The organism is Streptomyces sp. NPDC021356 (genome assembly GCF_040641015.1).
Lineage (GTDB): Bacteria > Actinomycetota > Actinomycetes > Streptomycetales > Streptomycetaceae > Streptomyces.
The window spans coordinates 64,161-82,676 of record NZ_JBFACU010000019.1; the positions used below are offsets into that span (position 1 = coordinate 64,161).

Genomic DNA, 18,516 nt, shown 5'->3' on the forward strand with positions numbered 1-18,516 from the left:
AGGGCAGATGGCGGCGCGTGTGGGCGATATCATCGACTCCCGGCACGAGGAAGGAACCCATGGCGAAGCACAGTGACGGCGGGGAGCGGCCGCCGGGCATGGCGGATGTGGCCCGGGTCGCCGGGGTGTCGGCGCAGACCGTCTCCCGGGTGCTGTCCGGCCACCCCAACGTGCAGGAGAAGACCCGCGCCAAGGTCCTGTCCGCGGTGGAACAACTCGGCTACCGGCGCAACAACGCCGCCCGGATGCTCTCCTCGGGACGCAGCCGCACCATCGGTGTGGTCACCCTGCAGACGAACTTCTACTCACGGGCCGCCGTCACCTCGGGCATCGAGCACGCCGCCCAGGCCGCCGGGTACGCGGTGAGCACCGCCACCACCACCTCGCTGGACACCTCCGCCATCGAGGCCGCCCTGTCCCGGCTGGCCGACCAGGGCGTCGAGGGCGTCATCCTGTCGGTGCCGCTGAACCACAGCAGCCCCCGGATCGAGCAGCTCACCCGGGCCACGCCCACCATCACCATCGACGGATCGCGCACCGACGCCACCGAGGTCGTCGCCATCGACCAGGGCCTCGCCGCCCGGCTGGCCACCCGCCACCTGCTGGACCTCGGCCACGACACCGTCTGGCACATCGCAGGACCCGAGGAGTGGCTGGAGGCCGCGGCCCGGCGCGAGGGCTGGCGCAGCACGCTCCAGGAGGCCGGCCGGCCGGTGCCGCCGCCCCTGGAGGGCGACTGGTCGCCGGCCTCCGGCTACCGGGGCGGGCTGATCCTGGGCCGCATCCCGGACGCCACGGCTGTGTTCGTCGCCAGCGACGAGATGGCCTTCGGCGCGATCAGGGCGCTGCACGAGCTGGGCCGCCGGGTGCCCGAGGACATCTCGGTGGTCGGCGTCGACGACATCGAACTGGCCGAGTACTGCTCGCCGTCCCTGACCACCGTCGCGCAGCCGTTCAGCCAGATGGGCACGCTCGCGGTGGCCCACCTGCTGCGGCACATCGCCGATCCCGGGGCGGTGCCGGAACCCGCCTCGGTGGAACCGCAGTTGATCATCCGGGCCAGCACCGCACAGCACGGTGCCCCGGCCGGTGGGGCCGGGGCACCGTAGAGGCGCGGCCGGTCAGCCGGCGCAGTGGAACTTCGCGTCGGCCCAGTCGCCGTGGTCGCCGGACTTCGTGCCGTCCGTGTCGGTGACGACCAGGTGGACGTGGCGCGCTCCGGTCAGGGGCACGTCCACCGGCAGCGGGTCGGACTTGCCGCTGACCGTGGGCGAGGACCAGAGCTTCTTGCCGTCGGCGACGACCGAGAAGGAGACGCCGCCGTAGCCGTTGATCTCGTCGTCGATGCCCGCGGTCGCGGTGAGCGACGAGCACTGGCCGCCGAGCCAGAACTCGATGTCGGAGTCCGCGTGCACCCCGATGCCCTTGGCGTAGGTGGTCCCGTCCAGCGTGAGCGGATGCCCGTCACCGGCCGCCGACTCCCCGTTGCTGAGGTTGCGTTCGGCCGGCCCGTAGCCGTTGGTGGAGTTCAGCCAGGGCAGGTCACCGGCCCAGCTGTCGCCCTCGGGCGGGGCGGGCATGGTGCGCAGCGCGGTGCGCTGCGTGGCGACGTGTTCCTCCCCTGTCGCCCGGTAGCGTGCGCTGCCGGTCAGCACGGCCTCGCCCGCGCCGGTGTTCGCGGGGGCGGTCACGGTGAACTCCGCGCTCACCCGCTCACCGGGCTCGGCCCGGCCTGCGCTGCGGGCGGGCGAGACGGTCCAGCCCTCGGGCGCGCTCAGGGACAGCTGGGTCGCCGAGCTGCCGGTGCGGCCCGCGGTGAAGTCCACCGTGACCTTGCCGGGCACACCGGCGCCGATCTCGCCGGGCGCGGTGACCGAGACGGTGCCCGTGGCCGCGGGCACCTTGCCGCCGACCGCGCTCGCCCCGTCCAGGTCGATCCGGAAGCCGTGGGCGGTGCTCAGCGAGCGGGTCTTTACGTGGACGACCCCCGCCCGGTCGGACGGGTCGTACCACCAGCCCTGGCCGGCGGCGTCGAAGGCGGCCTTCGAGGTGAACCCGGGCAGGGTGCGGCCGTCCAGGCGGACGTGGTGCGGGGACGAACCGGTGTGCACGGTGAACGCGTACGGGCGGTTCTTCTGCTTGCCGGCGAAGTCACCGTTCTCCGCGCCGACCGCGATGCGCACCGCTCCGGCACCGCTGCGCGGCGCGGTCACGGTCACCGGCTGTTCGGCGTACTTGCCGTCGCGGTGCTGCCGGGTCACCCCGTCGTCCTCGTACAGGGTGAAGGTGCTGCGGCCCTGCGGGTAGACGTCCCAGGCGAGCGGCGAGTCGGCCGTGCGGTCCTGGTAGGAGTTGACGCCCGGCCACATCGGGATCGACGCGCCCGCCTTCACGAACAGCGGCAGGGTGTCCAGCGGTGCCTGGTAGCCGTCGACCGTGGTCGGCCCGTGGTAGGTCCGGCCCGTCCAGTAGTCCACCCAGTCGCCCTTGGGCAGGTAGATGCCGTCACGGACCGTGGTGTCGCTGTAGACCGGCGCGACCAGGAAGTCCTCGCCGGTCAGGAACTCGTACTTGGCGGCATCGCTCGCCGCCTTCGCGTCGCCCGGGTACTCGAGGGCCAGCGGCCGGACGGCGCCGACACCGGTGCGGTTGGCCTCGGCCGCGTACGTGTACATGTACGGCAGCAGGGACTCCTTGAGCTTGAGGTACTTGCGGTTGATGCTGGTGTACGGCTCCCCGTACTGGTACGGCTGCTTGTCCTTGGCGGCCCAGCCGTCCATGGTCATCACGGCCGGCAGGAACGACTTCCACTCCAGGTCACGGGTGTAGGTCTTGGCGCTGCCGCCGAAGATGCCGTCGATGTCACCGGAGGTGTAGGCGAGCCCGGACATGGTGGCGCCGGCGTACGTCGGTATCTGCCAGCGGATGTAGTCCCAGCTGCCCGACTGGTCGCCGCTCCACTGCACACCGCAGCGCTGCGCGCCCGACCAGCTCTCGGGTGCCCAGGTGAAGCCGCGCGCGTCGCTGTTGTCCTCGATGCCCTGGTACGCCGCCTTGCAGCCGTCCAGGGCGAACTTGTAGCCGTCGCCCACCCAGGCCACGTCCAGCTTGGCCACCCGCTGGCCCGCCTTGACCTGGTCGGCCAGTTTGTCCAGGCCGTTCTCGGTCCACAGGCCCATCTGCACCTTGCGGGAGTTGAGGCCCTTGGCGGTCTCGGCCAGGTCCTCGTAGCCGCAGCCGTAGCCGTCGTTGACGAGCATCCAGCCCAGCGGCATGTCGTTCTTGACGTAGCCGTCGGCGACCTTCAGGGCGTCCAGGGTGTGGCGCTCGCCGCGGTTGGCGTTGTGCAGGTAGCAGTCGGAGTCGCCGACCTCCAGGCCGTAGACCGGCGGGAGCATCGGGCGGCCGGTCAGCTGGGTGTACTGGCCGATGACGTCTTTCGCGGAGTCACCGGCGAAGTAGTAGGCGTCGAACCGGTTCTCCTGCTCGGTCGTGGTGACCGGGTCGGTGAAGGCGTAGGTGCCGGGCGCGTAGGTGTTGCGGTAGACGCCGTAGCCCGCCGAGGACAGGTAGAAGGGCACCGAGTTGGGGTGGCCGCCCTCGTTCCAGTTGTAGTCGACGCCGACCTTGAGCGTCTTGCCGCGGTGCGAGGTGTTGCCGCTGCCGTTCTGCTCGCCCGTGCCGTAGAACTGCTCGTCCGCGCCGCGGGCCAGCGTCTGGGTGGTGGCGGTCCCGTCCCAGCTGATGCCGCGGCTCTCCTCCCACAGGCGGGTGCCGTCGGCGCGGTACAGGGCGAACCGGAGCGGCGACTTGTACGCGCGCAGGGTCACCTTGTCCGTGGACAGCTCGTAGCGGTCGCCGCGGTCGCGCCAGCGGGTGGCCGGAGCCTTGCCCTGCGGCAGCACGATGTCGGTGCCGACGGGGTCGGTGAACGTGCCGTCGGGGGCCACCTCGATGCGGAAGGTGTCGGCGGAGACGAACGCGACCCGGGCCTTGGCGGTGCCCGCCGTGAAGGTGTACGTGGCACCGGAGTGGGAGAAGCCGGTGACCGCGCCGATGACGGTCGGTGTCCCGGTCGACGCGGACGCGGCGGCCCGGGCCGGCAGCGCCGGTCCGGCCGTGGTCGCGAGCACCGCGAGCACGGCCGCGGCCGCCAGGGCTGTCCCCGGGGAACGGTGGGCCTTGCGTCTGCGGGGTGGAGCGGTCATGTCGATCCCTTCGCACACGTCGGCGGATGCCTGGAAACGATGATTGAACGTGCTTGATAGCGTGCTCAAACAAGCAGAAACAATCACGCGAAGAAGGTATAGCGCACGGTCGTCCCGCTGACCAGGGTGCGGACCGACCCGGCGCAAGGGCGGTGCCCCGCACGTCGGTTGCCGGTTTCCGGCACCGGCGGAGGAGGCCGGTAGGGCGCCGGGGTGATCGCTGTTCCGGAGGCGTTCGCACGGGGGGCCGTCGAGCGCGAGGGGTCGCGCGGAGCGGCCTGGATCGCGGAACCGCCCGAGATCGTCGACGGGTTGCTGCGGCGCTGGGGTGCCGGCCGGACGGCACGGCCTTGCACAGGGGAGTCGGGGTGCTCGTGCCCGTGCGGCGGCCCGGCGGGCAGCCCGCCGTGCTCAAGGTGTCGTTTCCGCATCCCGGCAACGTCCATGAACCGGACGCGTTCACCGCGTGGGGCGGACGCGGTGCCGTCCTGCTGCACGAGCGCGACGGCGAGCGCTTCGCGATGCTGCTGGAACGGGCCGGCACGCGTCGGCGCAACGCGCGGACGGCGACGAACTGGTGGCGGTCGCGGGCCGGCTCAGCCGCCGGCCGCCTGTCCCGGCACCGCCCGGCCTGCCCCGGCTGCGCGACCGCGCCGGCCAGTGGGAGACGGACCTGCGCGAGGACGCGGTGCGGTGGGCACGCGCCCTGCCGCCGAGGGCACCGGACGCCGCGGTCGCGAACCTGCGCGAACTGGGGCCCGTGCAGCCCGACACGCTCGTCCACGGCGACCTGCACGCCAGGAACATCCTGTCCGGGGAGCGCGAGCCGTGGCCGGCCGTCGACCCCAAGGGATACGCGGGCGGCCCCGCCCACGACAGCGGGACCCTCCTGAAGTCCCGGGGGCTCGTCCTCGTCGAGGCCGACGACCTCGGCAGGGCCGCGGACCGCGTCCTGGACGCGTCTTCGCCGAGGCCGCCGGGCTCGATCGCGAACGCGTCCGGCGGCGGGCCCGGTTCCACGCCGTCCAGGCCGCGTTCGGGGGCCGCCGCCACGGCTTCCGGGTCGCCCGCGGCGGACCGGCACGCGACCGTCTGACGGCGTTCGCCGACACGCTGGCCGAGTCACTCACCGAGGGACGGCGGCGCGCGGGCTGACGGACGGGCGGGGCGCCCGTTCCACGGTCGGCAGGCCGCGTACGGGCGGAGGGCAGCGTACGGGTCGGAGGGCCGCGTACGGATAAAGGGCCGCGTACGGCCGGAGGGCCGGTGCGCGGATGGCGGGCCGCGTACGGGCGGGGCGCCTGAACGGCACGGATCGCGGGCCGCTGCGCACCCTCGTGCACCGCGGCCCGCGAAGAGTGGGCAGGCGGTGTCAGACCACGCTGTCGCGCAGCTCCGCCAGGGTGGCGGTGGTCAGCTCGCGGGGTGCGCTATCGGTGTCGACGAGGACGACGGCGCAGTCGGCGGCGTGCGTGAGGGCGGTGGTGAAGCTGCCGTCGGTGAACTGGGCGACGGGGCCGCGCGGCGAGCGCCCCACGGCCACCACCCGGGCGTGGACCTCCGAGGCGTGCCGGGCCAGGGCGCGACCGGCGGCGGCGTGGTCACCGACGCTGCCGAGGATCTGCCCGGCGGCGCTCACCCCGGTGGCCGCGAGCCGGTCGAGGTGGGCGGTGACGGCGGCCCGGGCCTGCTCGTGGGGCTCGGTGTCGACGGCCTGCTCCTCGACGACGGCCGTCTCCTCCACGTGCACGACCTCCAGGGGGCTGCCGCTCTCGCGGGCGATGCGGGCGGCGGCGTCGACTATGGCGGCGGCCCGCCCGTGGGCGCCGACGGCGACGATGACCGGCCGGGTGCCGCGCGGGGCCGGGCCGCCCACCGGGGTGAGCGCCGGCGTCACCGGCTCTCCCTCACCGGTCTGCGACTCGGCCTGGCGCAGCAGGCGGTGTCCGCCGGCGAGGACGGGGATGGCGACCAGGAAGGTCGCGGCACCGAGATAGAAGGGAACGCTGAGGTCGGTGGCGTCGGCGAGCTTGCCCGCGACGAAGGGGGCCAGCCCGCCGCCGATGAAGCGGAGAAAACCGTAGGCGGAGGAGGCCACCGGGCGCTCGACGGGCGAGACGAGCATGACGGCCTGGGTGGTGAGGGTGTTGTTGATGCCGATGAACGCGCCGCTGACGATGACGGCGACGATGACGACGGTGGGCGTGCTGACGCCGGCGGCGATGACGGCCATCACGATGCCGAGGCCGAGCAGGTTGGCGTACAGGACCGGTGCGGTGCCGAAGCGGGCTTGCAGGCGCGGGGCGAAGAAGACGCTGAAGGCGGCCACCAGCAGGCCCCAGCCGGTGAAGACCAGCCCGAGCTGATGGGCGCTCAGCTTCATCGGGTACGGCGCGTAGCCGAGCATGGTGAAGAAGCCCCAGTTGTAGAGCAGGGCCATGATGCCCATGGTCAGCAGACCGCGGTGGCGCAGCGCCTTGAGCGGGGCGACGGGGGAGGTGGGCCGCTCGGGCTTGGGCAGCGAGGGCACGAACGCGAGGGTCGCGACCAGGGCGATCGCCATGAGGACGGCGACGCCGAAGAAGGGGCCGCGCCAGCTGACGGCGCCCAGTTCGCCGCCGAGCAGCGGGCCGACGGCGATACCGAGGCCGAGCGCGGTCTCGTAGAGGATGATCGCGCCGCCGAAGCCGCCGCTGGCGGAGGCGACGATGACGGCCAGCGAGGTGGCGATGAACAGGGCGTTGCCCAGGCCCCAGCCGGCGCGGAAGCCGACGATGCCGTCGATGGAGCCGGTGCAGCCGGCCAGGGCGGCGAAGACGACGATGACGGCCAGGCCGGTGAGCAGGGTGCGCTTGGCGCCGAAGCGGCTGGAGAACCAGCCGACGAACAGCATCGCGACCGCGGTGACGATCAGGTAGCTGCTGAACAGCAGGGAGACCTGGCTCGGGGTGGCGTGCAGGCTCTCGGCCAGGGCGGGCAGGATCGGGTCGACCAGACCGATGCCCATGAACGAGATCACGCAGGCGAACGCCACGGCCCAGACGGCCTTCGGCTGCCGGAACGGACTGGCTGTCTTTCCGTGCGGCGCACTCATTTCCGCATCTCTCCACTCTTCTGTGTCCTGGCGGTCGGGCGGGTCTCGGCGATCGCGCGCGCCAGGGCGGGCAGGGCGATCCGCACGGCGTGCCGTTCCGCCTCGGTCAGCTCCTCGACGAGCTGCTCCAGGGCGCCGGTGCGCTCGGCCCGCCGCCGCCGGAACACCTCGAGTCCGGTGTCGGTGGCCTCCACGAGGACGCCTCGCCCGTCGGTACGGTCGGCGGTGCGCCGGACCAGGCCCGCGCGTTCCATGCGGGTGACGAGCTGGGTCATGTTGGGCTGGGAGACGTTCTCGGCGCGGGCCAGTTCGGTCAGCCGCTGCGGTCCCTCGCGGCCCAGCCGGCCGAGCGCGGAGGAGGCCGCGGTGCTCAGGCCTCCGGCCGTGGCGCTCTGGCGCACGTACCGGACCATCTGCTCCACGGCGATGTTCAGGTCCTCGGCGGACACCTCCGCAAAGGAGGAGGCCGCATCCCGGGAAGGCTCCATGCCCCCGGAAGATTCCATAACCCGCTTATGCATAGGCGCATTATGCATCTATGTGTACGGTGAAGCAAACATCCTGCGGCGGTGGGGCGACAGGGCGTCGGGGCGGTGTTCGCGGAGCGCGCCCCGCAGCCTCGGCGCCCCCCGAACGGGTGAATGCGCGCGGAGTTCTGCGTGTCCGTGCCCGCCGTCGGCCACCCTGCTGCCTGTCGGACGAGGGGCCGGCCGGACCGCCGGCGCCCCACGACAGGGGGGAAGCCGTGCGGGGGAGGGTGCGCGCGTGACGACGAGAGGCGTGCCGCGGCACGTCGCCTGCGTGATGGACGGCAACGGCCGCTGGGCGGCGCGGAGGTCGCTGCCGCGCACGTCGGGGCACCGCGCGGCCGAGACGACGGTGATCGAGGTCATCGAGGCGGCCCGGTCCGCCGGGGTGGAGTGGCTCAGCCTGTACGCCTTCTCCACGGAGAACTGGCGGCGCCCGGACACCGAGGTCGACTTCCTCATGCACCTCGTACGGCGCGTCGTGCGCAAGCACGCGCCGCTGCTGCTCGCGCGCGGCATCCGCTGCCGGTTCCTCGGCGCGGCCGACTCCCGGATCCCGTCCCCCCTGGCCCGGGACTTCGACGACCTGACGACGCTGACCGGTGCCAACCGGGGCATGACGCTGACCGTGGCGTTCGACCACGGCGGGCGCGGCGACATCGTCGCGGCGGCGCGGTCACTCATCCGCAGCGGGGTGGCGGCCGAGGCCGTGGACGAGCGGGAGTTCGCCGCGCACCTGCCCTTCCCCGACACCCCCGACGTCGATCTCGTCATCCGCACCTCCGGTGAGCAGCGCATCTCCAACTTCATGCTCTGGCAGGTCGCCTACGCCGAGTGGATCTTCCCGCAGGTGCTCTGGCCGGACTTCCGCGCGACGCACTTCCTGGAGTGCCTGCGCAGCTACCAGCAGCGCGACCGCCGCTTCGGCGGCATCACCCCGAACGCGAACGGAGAACCCCGACCGTGACCGATGCCACCCCCCGCCCCCCGGACAGCCCCGGCCCCAGGACGCCTGTCGGCGAGGACGGTCCCGTGCGGCAGGGCCAGGACGCCGGCACACCGCCGCTCTTCGGTCCCGGCTCGCAGTTCCACCAGTTCTTCGACGACCCGCGCTGGGCCCTTGCCATGATCCGGGCGACCGTGCTGGAGGCCGCCCACCCGCAGATCGGCGCCGCCCTGATCGACAACTCCGTGTTCGTGGCCCATCCCTGGCGGCGCCTGTGGAACACCTTCCGCAGCCTGCAGCGCATGTTCGGCGCCGACGAGCAGGTGCGGCTACGGGAGGCGGCCCGGCTGAACCGGATGCATGCGCGGCTCAGCGGCACCGACGCCCGCGACCGGCCCTACGACGCCATGGACCCCCATGTCCGCGCGTGGGTGGCGGCGACCCTGTTCGAGAGCACCGTCACCATGTGCAGGCTCAGCGGCCAGCCGCTGGAACAGACCACCATGGAGCGCCTGTACGCCGAGTACCAGGGCTTCCTGGCGGCCCTCGGTGACGAGGCCGGCGAACTGCCGCCCACGCTGCACGAGTTCTGGCAGTACTACGACCGCGTGGTGGAGGAGGAACTGGAGAACACGGAAGCGCTGCGCATCATCCTGTACAAGCTCTTCGACCACCTGCCCGCACCACCGCTCCTGGACGGTCTGCCCACCGTCTGGGCGGCCGGCCGGGCCCTCGCCGGGCCGGTCATCGGCACCATCACCGTGGCCTCCCTGCCCGAAGCGTTCCGCCGCCGGGCGGGCCTGCCCGAGATCCCGGGCGCCCAGACCCTCACCCAGGGCGCCTATCTGGCCGTCGGCCTGGCACGTTTCCTGCCCGACGGCTGGCTCCGCGCGGACGGGCTGGCGGAACTGCTCTCCCTCACCCCGGACAGCGACGACCCCCGGGCCCGGACGGTCGCGGCGGTGCGCGACGGGGTCAAGCGGGCCGGTGCCCTGATCCGGCTGGTCACCCCGGTGCCCGCGCAGCCCGGTCCGCCCCCGCCCACCGGCTCCCGGCGCGGTGCCGAGGAGTTCTTCGACGCCGTACTCGACCAGACGGGGGACGGCTACCTCGACTGGCCCGACCTCGCCGCCATGGCCCGTGAGGTGGCCGGCCGCCTCGACCTGGACGAACCGCAGGAGACCAGGCTCTACGACGCGTACGCCGCCTGGTGGCGGGAGTTGCAGTCCGCCCTGGACACCGACGGCGACGGGCGCGTCAGCAAGGAGGAGTACGCCGCCGCCGTGCCCACCCTCGCCGGCCCCGCGCTCATCCGGGTCGCCGAGGTCCTCTTCGACGTCACCGACGCCGACGGCGACCAGAGCATCGACGCGGACGAGTACCGGGCGCTGTTCCGCACCGCCTTCCGGCGCGAGGTGCCCGACGGCGAGGCGACGTACTCGCGCGGTGCGTTCGTGCAGGACTTCCTCTCCTTCATGGCGGGCCGCAGGCGATCGCGTGCCTACGACTCCCTACTGGCCGATTCCTGAGAGGGAAGGTCCGGCGTCGGCCCGCAGGGGGCGGGAGAGGGAGGGCGGGGGCGGCCCTGGGATCAGGCGGCAGCCTTCTTCTTACGCCGCCGCCCGCCGCCGGACAGAGCGTCGACGAGCTGGTCGCGGCTCATCTTCGACCGGCCGGGAAGGCCCTCGTCGGCGGCCCGCCGGTACAGCTCGGCCTTGCTCAGCCGGTGCAGTTCGCTCTTGCCCCGGGGCCTGGATCCTGAGCCGGGCGCCGACCTGGACGCGGAGCCCGAGGCGGACCTGTTCCCCGTCCGCGGCGCAGGCCCCCGCGACGCGGGCTTGCTTCCGGCCCGCGACGCCGACTTGTCCCCGGTCTCCGGCGAGGACTTGCCTCGAGTCCCCGGCGCGGGCCTGTCCCCGGTCTCCGGCGAGGACCTGGACCCTGACCGGGATCCGGAGCGGGCCCGCTCCACACTGCCCCGCAGGACGTCCATCAGGTCGACCACGTTGGTCGCCCGCGGTGGCTCCGCGGCCGGAGTGATCTCCTGGCCCTCCGCCTTCGCCCGGACCAGCTCGCGGACCTTCTCCTGGTAGGTGTCGCGGTAGCGGGCCGGGTCCCAGGGGCTCGTCAGCGCGCCCACCAGCTGGACCGCCATGTCGAGTTCCCTGCCCCGCCCGGCCCGGCCGGAGGGCAGTTCCGGCAGTTCCTTCTCCGGGTCGCGGACCTCGTCGGCCCAGTGCAGGGTCTGCAGCACCAGGACCTTGTCCTCCGCGCGCACGGCGGTCAGGTACTGCTTGCTGCGCATGACGAAGGTGGCGATGCCGGCCTTGTCCGCCTTTTCCAGCGCGGTCCGCAGCAGCTCGTAGACCTTCAGGTACTCCTTGCCGCGCGGGGCGAGGTAGTAGGTGCGGGCGAAGTACACCGGCTCGATCTCGTCGAGGCCGACGAAGTCACTGATGTCGATGGTCCGGGAGCGGCCCGGCGCGATGTCGTCCAGCTCGTCCGGCTCGACGACGACGTACTCTCCCTCACCGGCTTCGAAGCCCTTGACGATGTCGTCGCTGCCGACCTCCTCGCCGGTGCGTTCGTTGACGCGCCGGTTGCGGATCCGGTCGGAGGTGCCGCGCTGCAACTGGTGGAAGTGGACGGTGTGGTCCTCGGTCGCGGTGAACAGCCCGACCGGCACCGTGACCAGCCCGAACGTGATCACGCCTGTCCAGATCGCCCGAGCCATGCCGCACTCCCGTCCCGCGCCTGCCACCGCACCGCCGGGCGCGTCCCGCGCGGCCCCGCTCGTGCTCCACGGTGGTACCGGGACGCCCGCCGCGCGCGTCGAGCGTGGCGGGCCGTGCCGGGCGTGGCGGCGAGCCGCGGGTCAGGGGCCGGTGTCCCCGGGGTGGGAGCACAGCCCGCCCCGGTAGGTGCTGTCGTACCAGGCGCCCGTCGCGTCGGCGTCCAGGTTGGTGCGGCCGGGACCGACACACCGGTGGTACTTGCCCCGGAACAGGCGCGTGACCTGGATCCACACGTCGGTGTCGGTGGCGCAGTGCTCGTAGTAGGCGTGCTCGCCCTGGGCCGCCTCGTTCCAGCCGCAGTTCTGCAGGCGGCGGCCGGCCGGTGCGGTGGCCGCCTGGGCCGGTGCGGTGACCGTGCAGGCGAGCAGACAGGCGGCCGCGTGAACGGCCAGGCCGATCAGCCGGGAACGGCGGCGGGGCCCGGGCGTGGGGGAGGGGTCACGTGACGTCAACGGAGGTCCTCTCGGCAGCGCGGTCGGCCGGACGGGCCCCGTGTCCCGCGCCCGCTCACTCGCGCGGGCGGCCCGGCCACCGGCTGCTGCTCTGTTCTGGTGTCCGGCCGGTCCAACGACCGGATCCGGACACCGTCACGCGGCGCCCCGAGGCGCGCGAGGCGGCGGGAGGGTCATGCGCCGGCGGCGTGCGCCTCCCGCGTCTGCCGGGTCGTGCGCCGTGCCATCCACGCGGCGACGAGCGCGCCGGAGATGTTGTGCCACACGGAGAAGACCGCGGCGGGCAGCGCGGCCAGCGGGCTGAAGTGCGCGGTGGCGAGGGAGGCGGCGAGTCCGGAGTTCTGCATGCCGACCTCGAAGGCCATCGCCCAGGAGGCGGGGCGGCCGAGCCGGGTGAGCCGTCCGCAGCCGTAGCCGAGGGCCAGTCCGCAGCCGTTGTGGAGCACGACCGCGAGGAAGACGGTGAGGGCCGCGGACTTCAGGGCGTCCGCGCTGCCCGCGACGACCACGGCGACGATCGCGGCGATGGCGAGCGAGGACAGCCACGGCATCGCGCCGAGCACCCGGCCTGTGTACCGCCCCGCGACCAGGCGCACGACGACCCCGGCGATGACGGGCAGCAGTACGGTCTTGAGGATGTCCGTGACCATCGACCCGGCGTCGACGGGCAGGTACTGGCCCGCGAGCAGGAGCGTCAGCGGCGGGGTCAGCAGCGGTGCGAGGACGGTCGAGACGGTCGCCACGGAGACCGACAGGGCCACGTCGCCGCGGGCGAGGTAGGTGACCACGTTGGAGGACGTGCCGCTGGGCGCGCAGCCCACGAGGATGACGCCCGCCGCGAGCGCGGGGGACAGGTGCAGCACGTGCGCGATGAGCCAGCCGAGTCCCGGCATGATCACGTAGTGGGCGACGAGGCCCAGCAGGACCACCCACGGCCTGCGCGCCACGCCCTTGAAGTCCTCCAGGGACATGGTCAGACCCATGCAGAACATGATCACGCCGAGGAGGTAGGGCACGTCGGGGCCGTATCCGGCGAAGGTGCCGGGGAGCAGGAGCCCGGCGACGCCGGCGGCGATGACGAGGACCGGGAAGACGGTGACGGCCCGGCGGGCGGCGCGGTCCGCGGGGGTGGGGCCGGCCGCGCTCGCGGCGGTGCCGGTGGCTGCGGTCGGGGTCTCTGAGCTGCGCATAAGATGCATGTAAATGCCATGTATCGCTATGTGGCAAAGCTGTCTCGGCATGCGGACACCGGCGACGTCTCCGTGACGGCCGTGACGGCCGCGCGCGTGCGCACGTGAGCGGGTGGCGCGGACCATCGTCCGCGCCACCCGCCGCTCGGCTGTCGCCGGGTTCCGGCGGCTGTCGCTCGGCCGCCGCCGGGTTCAGACCAGCTTGCAGTGGTGGCCGGACTGCCAGGGGGCCCTGGTCCCGGCGCAGACCGCCACCGCCACGTTGCGCACGGAGGAGTTGCCCCACTGGAAGTGCTTGACCTTGCCCCGCTGGGGGCCGGCCCCGGCTTCGGGGCCCGACCACTTCCAGGACCAGTGCCGCTCGATGACCTTCTGGTAGTGCACGTAGACGTAGGCCTTGTGACGGTCGGTGCGGGTGTCCTTGACGTAGGAGGAGGAGTAGTCGATCCGGGCGTTGTGCCGGTTGTCCCAGCACAGGTGGAAGGCGGTGTACGCCCCGGTCACGCCGCCCCTGCGGTACTGGTGGTGCGGCCAGTTGCGTCCGCACTCCAGTCCGGTCGCGGGCCGGGCCGAGGTGTGCTCGGCCGGGGTGAGGGCGGTGGTCGCCGGGGCCGCGGCGGCGCTGCCCGCCGGGGAGAGGAGGAGCAGGCTGCTGCCCAGCATCGCCGGGCCGGCCACGAGGGCCAGGTTCTTGCGGATGCGCATGGTGATCGTTCCCTGTCCTTGGGTGGTTCGCGCGGGCGGGACATTCCGGGGAATGGCGGGCCACGGGAAGGAAACCCCAACCCCCCGAGGGTGAACAGCGGCGGCGTGTCCGTCTCGGTCAATGTGGCGCCGCCGGTTTCACCGGCACGTGCGAGGGAACCGCGGCTCGTACCGGACCCGCCGCCGCCCGCACCGGGGGGCCGGTGTCCTTCGGGTGACGCCCGCGACGGGGGTGGCTCCGGGGCGGCCGGGGCGCGGGCCCGGAACAGGCCGGAAGACCCGTCTCGGTCGCGCGCATCCCTCACCTCTGCGGGTGAATTGCCCTTGCGTGACGTTGACGCCGCGCGGGTCCGGCCCGGGGTCGCGCCGCCCGTTCATCAAGAACAAACACAGTCCGACAGGATCATTGCCTCGGTTGCGCGCGGGTCCTAGGGTGTGCCTGGTTCCACCGCCACCTCTGTCACCAGCAGTAGTGATCTGTTCCGGCATCAACTTCCGTTCGACATACCGACATTGCTCCTGTCGTCGACGCGACGGCCAACGAAAGCTCGTGTTCGGTTTACCAACAGCATCGGACAGCGGCTGGCGCCCCGCCATTTCCGCGGTGGCCCCCTGTCCGTCTCGAGGAAGGCCATGGTCATGCAGCACCCGCACGTGCCCGGCACGGACCGCCCCGCCCGGGCGGTCGTCAGCCGCCGCCGTCTCCTCGAGTCGGGAGCGGCCGTCCTCGGCGCGCTCGCCGTCTCCTCGGCGTCGCTGCCGTCGCCCGCCTACGCGACGGCCCCCGCCCCCGGCGCGACCCCCGCACCGGGCGTCACGGCCACGGGCACCGAGTGGAACGGTCACATCGACGTCTTCCAGTTGGGGACCGAACCGCCGCACACCACGCTCATGCCGTACGCGGACACCGCCCAGGCCCTGGCGGCCGACCGCACCCGCTCCCCGTACCGGCTGAGTCTCGACGGCAGGTGGCGGTTCTCCTGGTCCGACCGACCCGGCACACGGGACGACACCTTCTACCGCACCGACCTGGACGACTCCTCCTGGGACACCATCCCCGTCCCGTCCGTGTGGCAGATGCACGGCCACGACTTCCCGGTCTACGTCAACATCACCTACCCGTACTGGGGTCCCAACGGCCTCGGCGAGGAACCGCAGCCGCCGGCCGCCCCCACCCGCTACAACCCCGTGGGCCAGTACCGCCGTACCTTCACCGTGCCGCGCACCTGGACGGGACGTCGGACGTTCCTGCACTTCGAGGGGGTCAAGTCGGCCCACTACGTGTGGATCAACGGAAAACTGGCGGGCTACCACGAGGACTCGTACACGCCCGCCGAGTACGACATCACGCCGTACCTCCAGCCGGGCCGCAACCAGATCGCGGTGGAGGTCTACCGCTACTCCGACGGGGACTGGATGGAGGACCAGGACATGATCCGGCTGAGCGGGATCTTCCGCTCGGTCTACCTCTACTCCACCCCCGAAGTCCACCTGCGCGACTTCAAGCTGGAGACGCCGCTGCGCGACGACTGCACGGCGGCCGACCTGTCGGTGACCGCGAGCGTGCGGGCCTACGGCGGCGCGGGCGCCGGCCGGTACACCGTCGAGACGCAGCTCTACGACCGGCGCGGACACGCCGTCTGGCCGCGTCCCCTGGAGCAGAGCGCGGACCTCGGCTCCGTCCCCGAGGGCCAGGACGTGACGGTACGGGCCGCCAGGGCCGTCCCCGACCCCCGGCTGTGGTCGGCCGAGCACCCCGAGCTCTACACCGCCGTACTGCGCCTGCGCGACCCGGCCGGAAAGGTGATCGAGACCCTCTCGCACCGGGTGGGTCTGCGCGAGTTCGCGCTCAAGGACGGGCTGATGCGGATCAACGGCAAGCCCGTCTCCTTCCGCGGCACCAACCGGCACGAGATGCACCCCGCCCGCGGCACGGCGCTCACCCGCGCGGACATGATCGAGGACATCAAGATCATCAAGCGGATGAACATGAACAGCGTCCGCACCTCCCACTACCCCAACAACCCGCAGTGGCTGGAGCTGGCCGACGAGTACGGCCTGTACCTGGTGGGCGAGACCAACCTGGAGACGCACGGCATCCGCGGCCAGTACCCGGGCGACCACGCCGACTGGACCCGGGCCTGCGTGGCCCGCGCCCAGAACATGGTCCACCGGGACAAGAACCACGCCAGTGTCGTCATCTGGTCGCTCGGCAACGAGGCGGGCGGCGGCAGCACCTTCGTCGCCATGCACGACTGGATCCGCTCCTACGACACCACCCGGGTCATCCAGTACGAGGGCGACGACCGCCCCGGCATCAGCGACATCCGCTCCGCGATGTACGAGAGCCCCACCCGGGTCGAGGCCCGCGCGAAGGACACCGGCGACACCCGGCCGTACGTCATGATCGAGTACTGCCACGCGATGGGGAACTCGAACGGCAACTTCAAGAAGTACTGGGACATCGTCCGCCGCCACGACGTCCTGCAAGGCGGCTGGATCTGGGACTTCGTCGACCAGTCGCTGAACTGGCCGACCCCCGCCCGTATTTCGCTCACCGAGACCGGCCCCCGCGCGCTCACCGGCGAAGTGATCGACCCCAGCGCCGGCTTCGAGCGCGCCAAGGGTGTTTCCGGCACCACCGTCTTCCCCCGCGACGACAGCCTCGACCTCACGGGATCCCTCACCCTGGAGGCGTGGATCACCCCGCGCGTGACCGGCTACCACCAGCCCCTCGTGGCCAAGGGCGACACCCAGTACGCCCTGAAGCAGACCAACGGCAACCTGGAGTTCTTCATCTACGGGGCCGGGCAGTGGGTCACCGCCGGTTGGGCGCTGCCCGCCGGCTGGACCGGCACCGAGCACCACGTCGCGGGTGTCTTCGACGCCGAGGCGGGCACCCTCACGCTCCACGTCGACGGTGCGGTCAAGGCGACCCGGACCACGACGGTGCGGCCCAGCAGCAACACCGCGCCGCTGGCCCTCGGCGGTGACGTCGACAACTCGACCCGGCAGTTCAGCGGCACCATCCGCCGGGCACGTGTGCACGCCCGCGCGCTGACCGCCGCCGAACTCGCCTCCGACGGCCGCGGCCCGGGCGACGAGGGTGTGCGGCTGTGGTTCGACGCCGCCACCGCCGCCGTGGGGCGCGAGCGGCCCCAGGAGCGGACGTTCCTCGCCTACGGCGGCGACTGGGGCGACAACCCCAACGACGGCAACTTCCAGGCCGACGGCATCGTGACCGCCGACCGCGGCCACACCGGCAAGGCCGCCGAGATCAAGCGCGTCTACCAGGCGATCAACGCGGCACCGGCCTCGGGCGGAGCAGCGGTCTCCGCCGCCGGGGCGATCACGCTCACCAACGAGTACCTGTTCACCGACATCTCCGAGTTCGACGCGAGTTGGTCGCTGGTGGCGGACGGTGAGGTGGTGCGCCGCGGCAGGCTCACCCGGGACCAGACGGACGTGGCGCCGCTCTCCCGGAAGGACATCACCGTGCCCCTGCGGCTGCCCGCCCGCCCGGCACCGGGCACCGAGTACTTCCTCGAACTCTCCTTCACCACCAAGGAGTCCACACCGTGGGCCGAGGCCGGCTTCGAGGTGGCCAGGCAACAGCTCCCGCTCGACGTGAGCGGCCCCGCCCTCACCCCGGCACCGCTGGAGAGCGTCCCGGCCCTGCGCCACCACGAGGGCGACACGACCGTCACCGTCACCGGCAGGGGCTTCTCCGTCACCGTCGACAAGCGCAGCGGGGTCATCACGTCGTACGAGGCCGCGGGCCGCCGGCTGATCACCTCGGGGCCGGCGCCCAACTTCTGGCGCGCCCCCACCGACAACGACCGGGGCAACGGCCAGCACACCCGCAACCAGACCTGGCGCGACGCCGGCAGCCGCCGCACGGTGCAGGACGTCGGCGTACGGGCCCTGCGCGACCGGGCCGTCGAGATCAGGGTCAGCGGCACCCTGCCCACCACCGTCGAGTCGGCGTACACCACCACCTACACGGTGTTCGGCAACGCCGAGATCAAAGTGGACAACACCCTGCGCCCGGGCGCGGCGAGCCTGCCCTACATCCCCGAGGTCGGCACGCTGCTGTTCCTGCCGGGCCGCCTGGAGCACCTGCACTACTACGGACGGGGCCCGGAGGAGAACCACTGGGACCGCAACGACGGCACCGACGTCGGCCTGTACTCCGGCACCGTCTCGGGCCAGTGGACCTCCTACATCCGGCCGCAGGAGAACGGCAACAAGACCGACGTCCGCTGGGTCGCGCTCACCGACGGCGACGGCCACGGCCTGCTCGCCTCGGGGGAGCCGCTGCTGGAGTTCAACGCCTCGCACTTCACCCCGGAGGACCTGTCGGTCGGCGCGCGCCACGACTACCAGCTCACCGCCCGCGAGGAGGTCGTCCTGCGGCTGAACCACCGCCAGATGGGCGTGGGCGGGGACAACAGCTGGGGTGCGCACACCCACGACGAGTACAAACTCCTCGCCGACCGCGACTACAGCTACACCTACCGGCTGCGTCCGCTCACCGCCGTGCGGGGGGCGACCGCGGCCACCCGCCGCCCGACCGCGGGGACGTTCGAGGAGTGACAC

At 72.6% G+C, this 18,516-nt stretch carries 11 protein-coding genes and 1 pseudogene; 5 read left to right on the forward strand and 7 right to left on the reverse strand.

The window, feature by feature from the left end; all coding sequences use genetic code 11:
• Positions 1–59 precede the first annotated feature (59 nt).
• Positions 60–1,109: a LacI family DNA-binding transcriptional regulator gene (locus AB0G56_RS25115; protein WP_360972956.1), complete on the forward strand. Its 1,050-nt coding sequence runs from the start codon at positions 60–62 to the stop codon at positions 1,107–1,109.
• Positions 1,110–1,121: 12 nt separating this feature from the next.
• On the opposite strand, the gene AB0G56_RS25120 is transcribed toward AB0G56_RS25115, so the two are convergent.
• A complete protein-coding gene (locus AB0G56_RS25120) occupies positions 1,122–4,208 on the reverse strand; it encodes an NPCBM/NEW2 domain-containing protein (protein WP_360972958.1) in 3,087 nt (1,028 codons plus the stop codon).
• 213 nt (positions 4,209–4,421) lie between these two features.
• On the opposite strand from AB0G56_RS25120, the pseudogene AB0G56_RS25125 reads away from it, so the two are divergent.
• A pseudogene (locus AB0G56_RS25125) lies at positions 4,422–5,363 on the forward strand (aminoglycoside phosphotransferase family protein).
• A gap of 217 nt (positions 5,364–5,580) precedes the next feature.
• Here AB0G56_RS25125 and AB0G56_RS25130 read toward each other — a convergent pair.
• Together AB0G56_RS25130 and AB0G56_RS25135 are read right to left on the reverse strand one after the other, a co-directional pair.
• On the reverse strand, positions 5,581–7,302 hold the full coding sequence (locus AB0G56_RS25130) for an MFS transporter (protein WP_360972960.1): 1,722 nt from the start codon (positions 7,300–7,302) through the stop codon (positions 5,581–5,583).
• Positions 7,299–7,790: a MarR family transcriptional regulator gene (locus AB0G56_RS25135; RefSeq protein WP_360972961.1), complete on the reverse strand. Its 492-nt coding sequence runs from the start codon at positions 7,788–7,790 to the stop codon at positions 7,299–7,301. Before AB0G56_RS25135 ends, AB0G56_RS25130 begins: the two co-directional genes overlap by 4 nt.
• A gap of 277 nt (positions 7,791–8,067) precedes the next feature.
• Between AB0G56_RS25135 and uppS the strand changes: the two genes are divergently transcribed.
• Positions 8,068–8,796 carry a polyprenyl diphosphate synthase gene (gene uppS / locus AB0G56_RS25140; protein WP_360972963.1) on the forward strand — a complete coding sequence of 243 codons (729 nt, stop codon included), beginning with the start codon at positions 8,068–8,070 and terminating at the stop codon, positions 8,794–8,796.
• 65 nt (positions 8,797–8,861) lie between these two features.
• Positions 8,862–10,304, forward strand: coding sequence for an oxygenase MpaB family protein (locus AB0G56_RS25145; protein WP_360973097.1), 1,443 nt, complete (start codon positions 8,862–8,864; stop codon positions 10,302–10,304).
• 62 nt (positions 10,305–10,366) lie between these two features.
• Here AB0G56_RS25145 and AB0G56_RS25150 read toward each other — a convergent pair whose 3' ends face one another.
• The 4 genes from AB0G56_RS25150 to AB0G56_RS25165 all read right to left on the reverse strand — a co-directional run bounded on the left by AB0G56_RS25150 (position 10,367) and on the right by AB0G56_RS25165 (position 13,917).
• Complete coding sequence (locus AB0G56_RS25150) at positions 10,367–11,509, reverse strand: Ku protein (protein WP_360972965.1); 1,143 nt, start codon at positions 11,507–11,509, stop codon at positions 10,367–10,369.
• 141 nt (positions 11,510–11,650) lie between these two features.
• Positions 11,651–12,022: a DUF6355 family natural product biosynthesis protein gene (locus AB0G56_RS25155; RefSeq protein ID WP_360972967.1), complete on the reverse strand. Its 372-nt coding sequence runs from the start codon at positions 12,020–12,022 to the stop codon at positions 11,651–11,653.
• A 173-nt stretch (positions 12,023–12,195) separates the two neighbouring features.
• On the reverse strand, positions 12,196–13,212 hold the full coding sequence (locus AB0G56_RS25160) for a bile acid:sodium symporter family protein (RefSeq protein WP_360972969.1): 1,017 nt from the start codon (positions 13,210–13,212) through the stop codon (positions 12,196–12,198).
• Between the two features lie 192 nt (positions 13,213–13,404).
• Positions 13,405–13,917 (reverse strand): hypothetical protein, encoded by a 513-nt coding sequence (locus tag AB0G56_RS25165; RefSeq protein WP_360972971.1) that lies wholly within the window; start codon positions 13,915–13,917, stop codon positions 13,405–13,407.
• A 639-nt stretch (positions 13,918–14,556) separates the two neighbouring features.
• Between AB0G56_RS25165 and AB0G56_RS25170 the strand changes: the two genes are divergently transcribed.
• On the forward strand, positions 14,557–18,513 hold the full coding sequence (locus AB0G56_RS25170) for a glycoside hydrolase family 2 TIM barrel-domain containing protein (RefSeq protein ID WP_360972973.1): 3,957 nt from the start codon (positions 14,557–14,559) through the stop codon (positions 18,511–18,513).
• Positions 18,514–18,516: the final 3 nt, after the last annotated feature.

What these genes read in the sequence shown, in the direction of transcription:
- AB0G56_RS25120 (WP_360972958.1), bottom strand. Translation starts at nt 4,208, where the DNA reads ATGACCGCTCCACCCCGCAGACGCAAGGCCCACCGTTCCCCGGGGACA.
- AB0G56_RS25165 (WP_360972971.1), bottom strand. Translation starts at nt 13,917, where the DNA reads ATGCGCATCCGCAAGAACCTGGCCCTCGTGGCCGGCCCGGCGATGCTG.
- AB0G56_RS25170 (WP_360972973.1), top strand. Translation starts at nt 14,557, where the DNA reads ATGCAGCACCCGCACGTGCCCGGCACGGACCGCCCCGCCCGGGCGGTC.
- AB0G56_RS25160 (WP_360972969.1), bottom strand. Translation starts at nt 13,212, where the DNA reads ATGCGCAGCTCAGAGACCCCGACCGCAGCCACCGGCACCGCCGCGAGC.
- AB0G56_RS25135 (WP_360972961.1), bottom strand. Translation starts at nt 7,790, where the DNA reads ATGGAGCCTTCCCGGGATGCGGCCTCCTCCTTTGCGGAGGTGTCCGCC.
- AB0G56_RS25115 (WP_360972956.1), top strand. Translation starts at nt 60, where the DNA reads ATGGCGAAGCACAGTGACGGCGGGGAGCGGCCGCCGGGCATGGCGGAT.
- AB0G56_RS25150 (WP_360972965.1), bottom strand. Translation starts at nt 11,509, where the DNA reads ATGGCTCGGGCGATCTGGACAGGCGTGATCACGTTCGGGCTGGTCACG.
- AB0G56_RS25130 (WP_360972960.1), bottom strand. Translation starts at nt 7,302, where the DNA reads ATGAGTGCGCCGCACGGAAAGACAGCCAGTCCGTTCCGGCAGCCGAAG.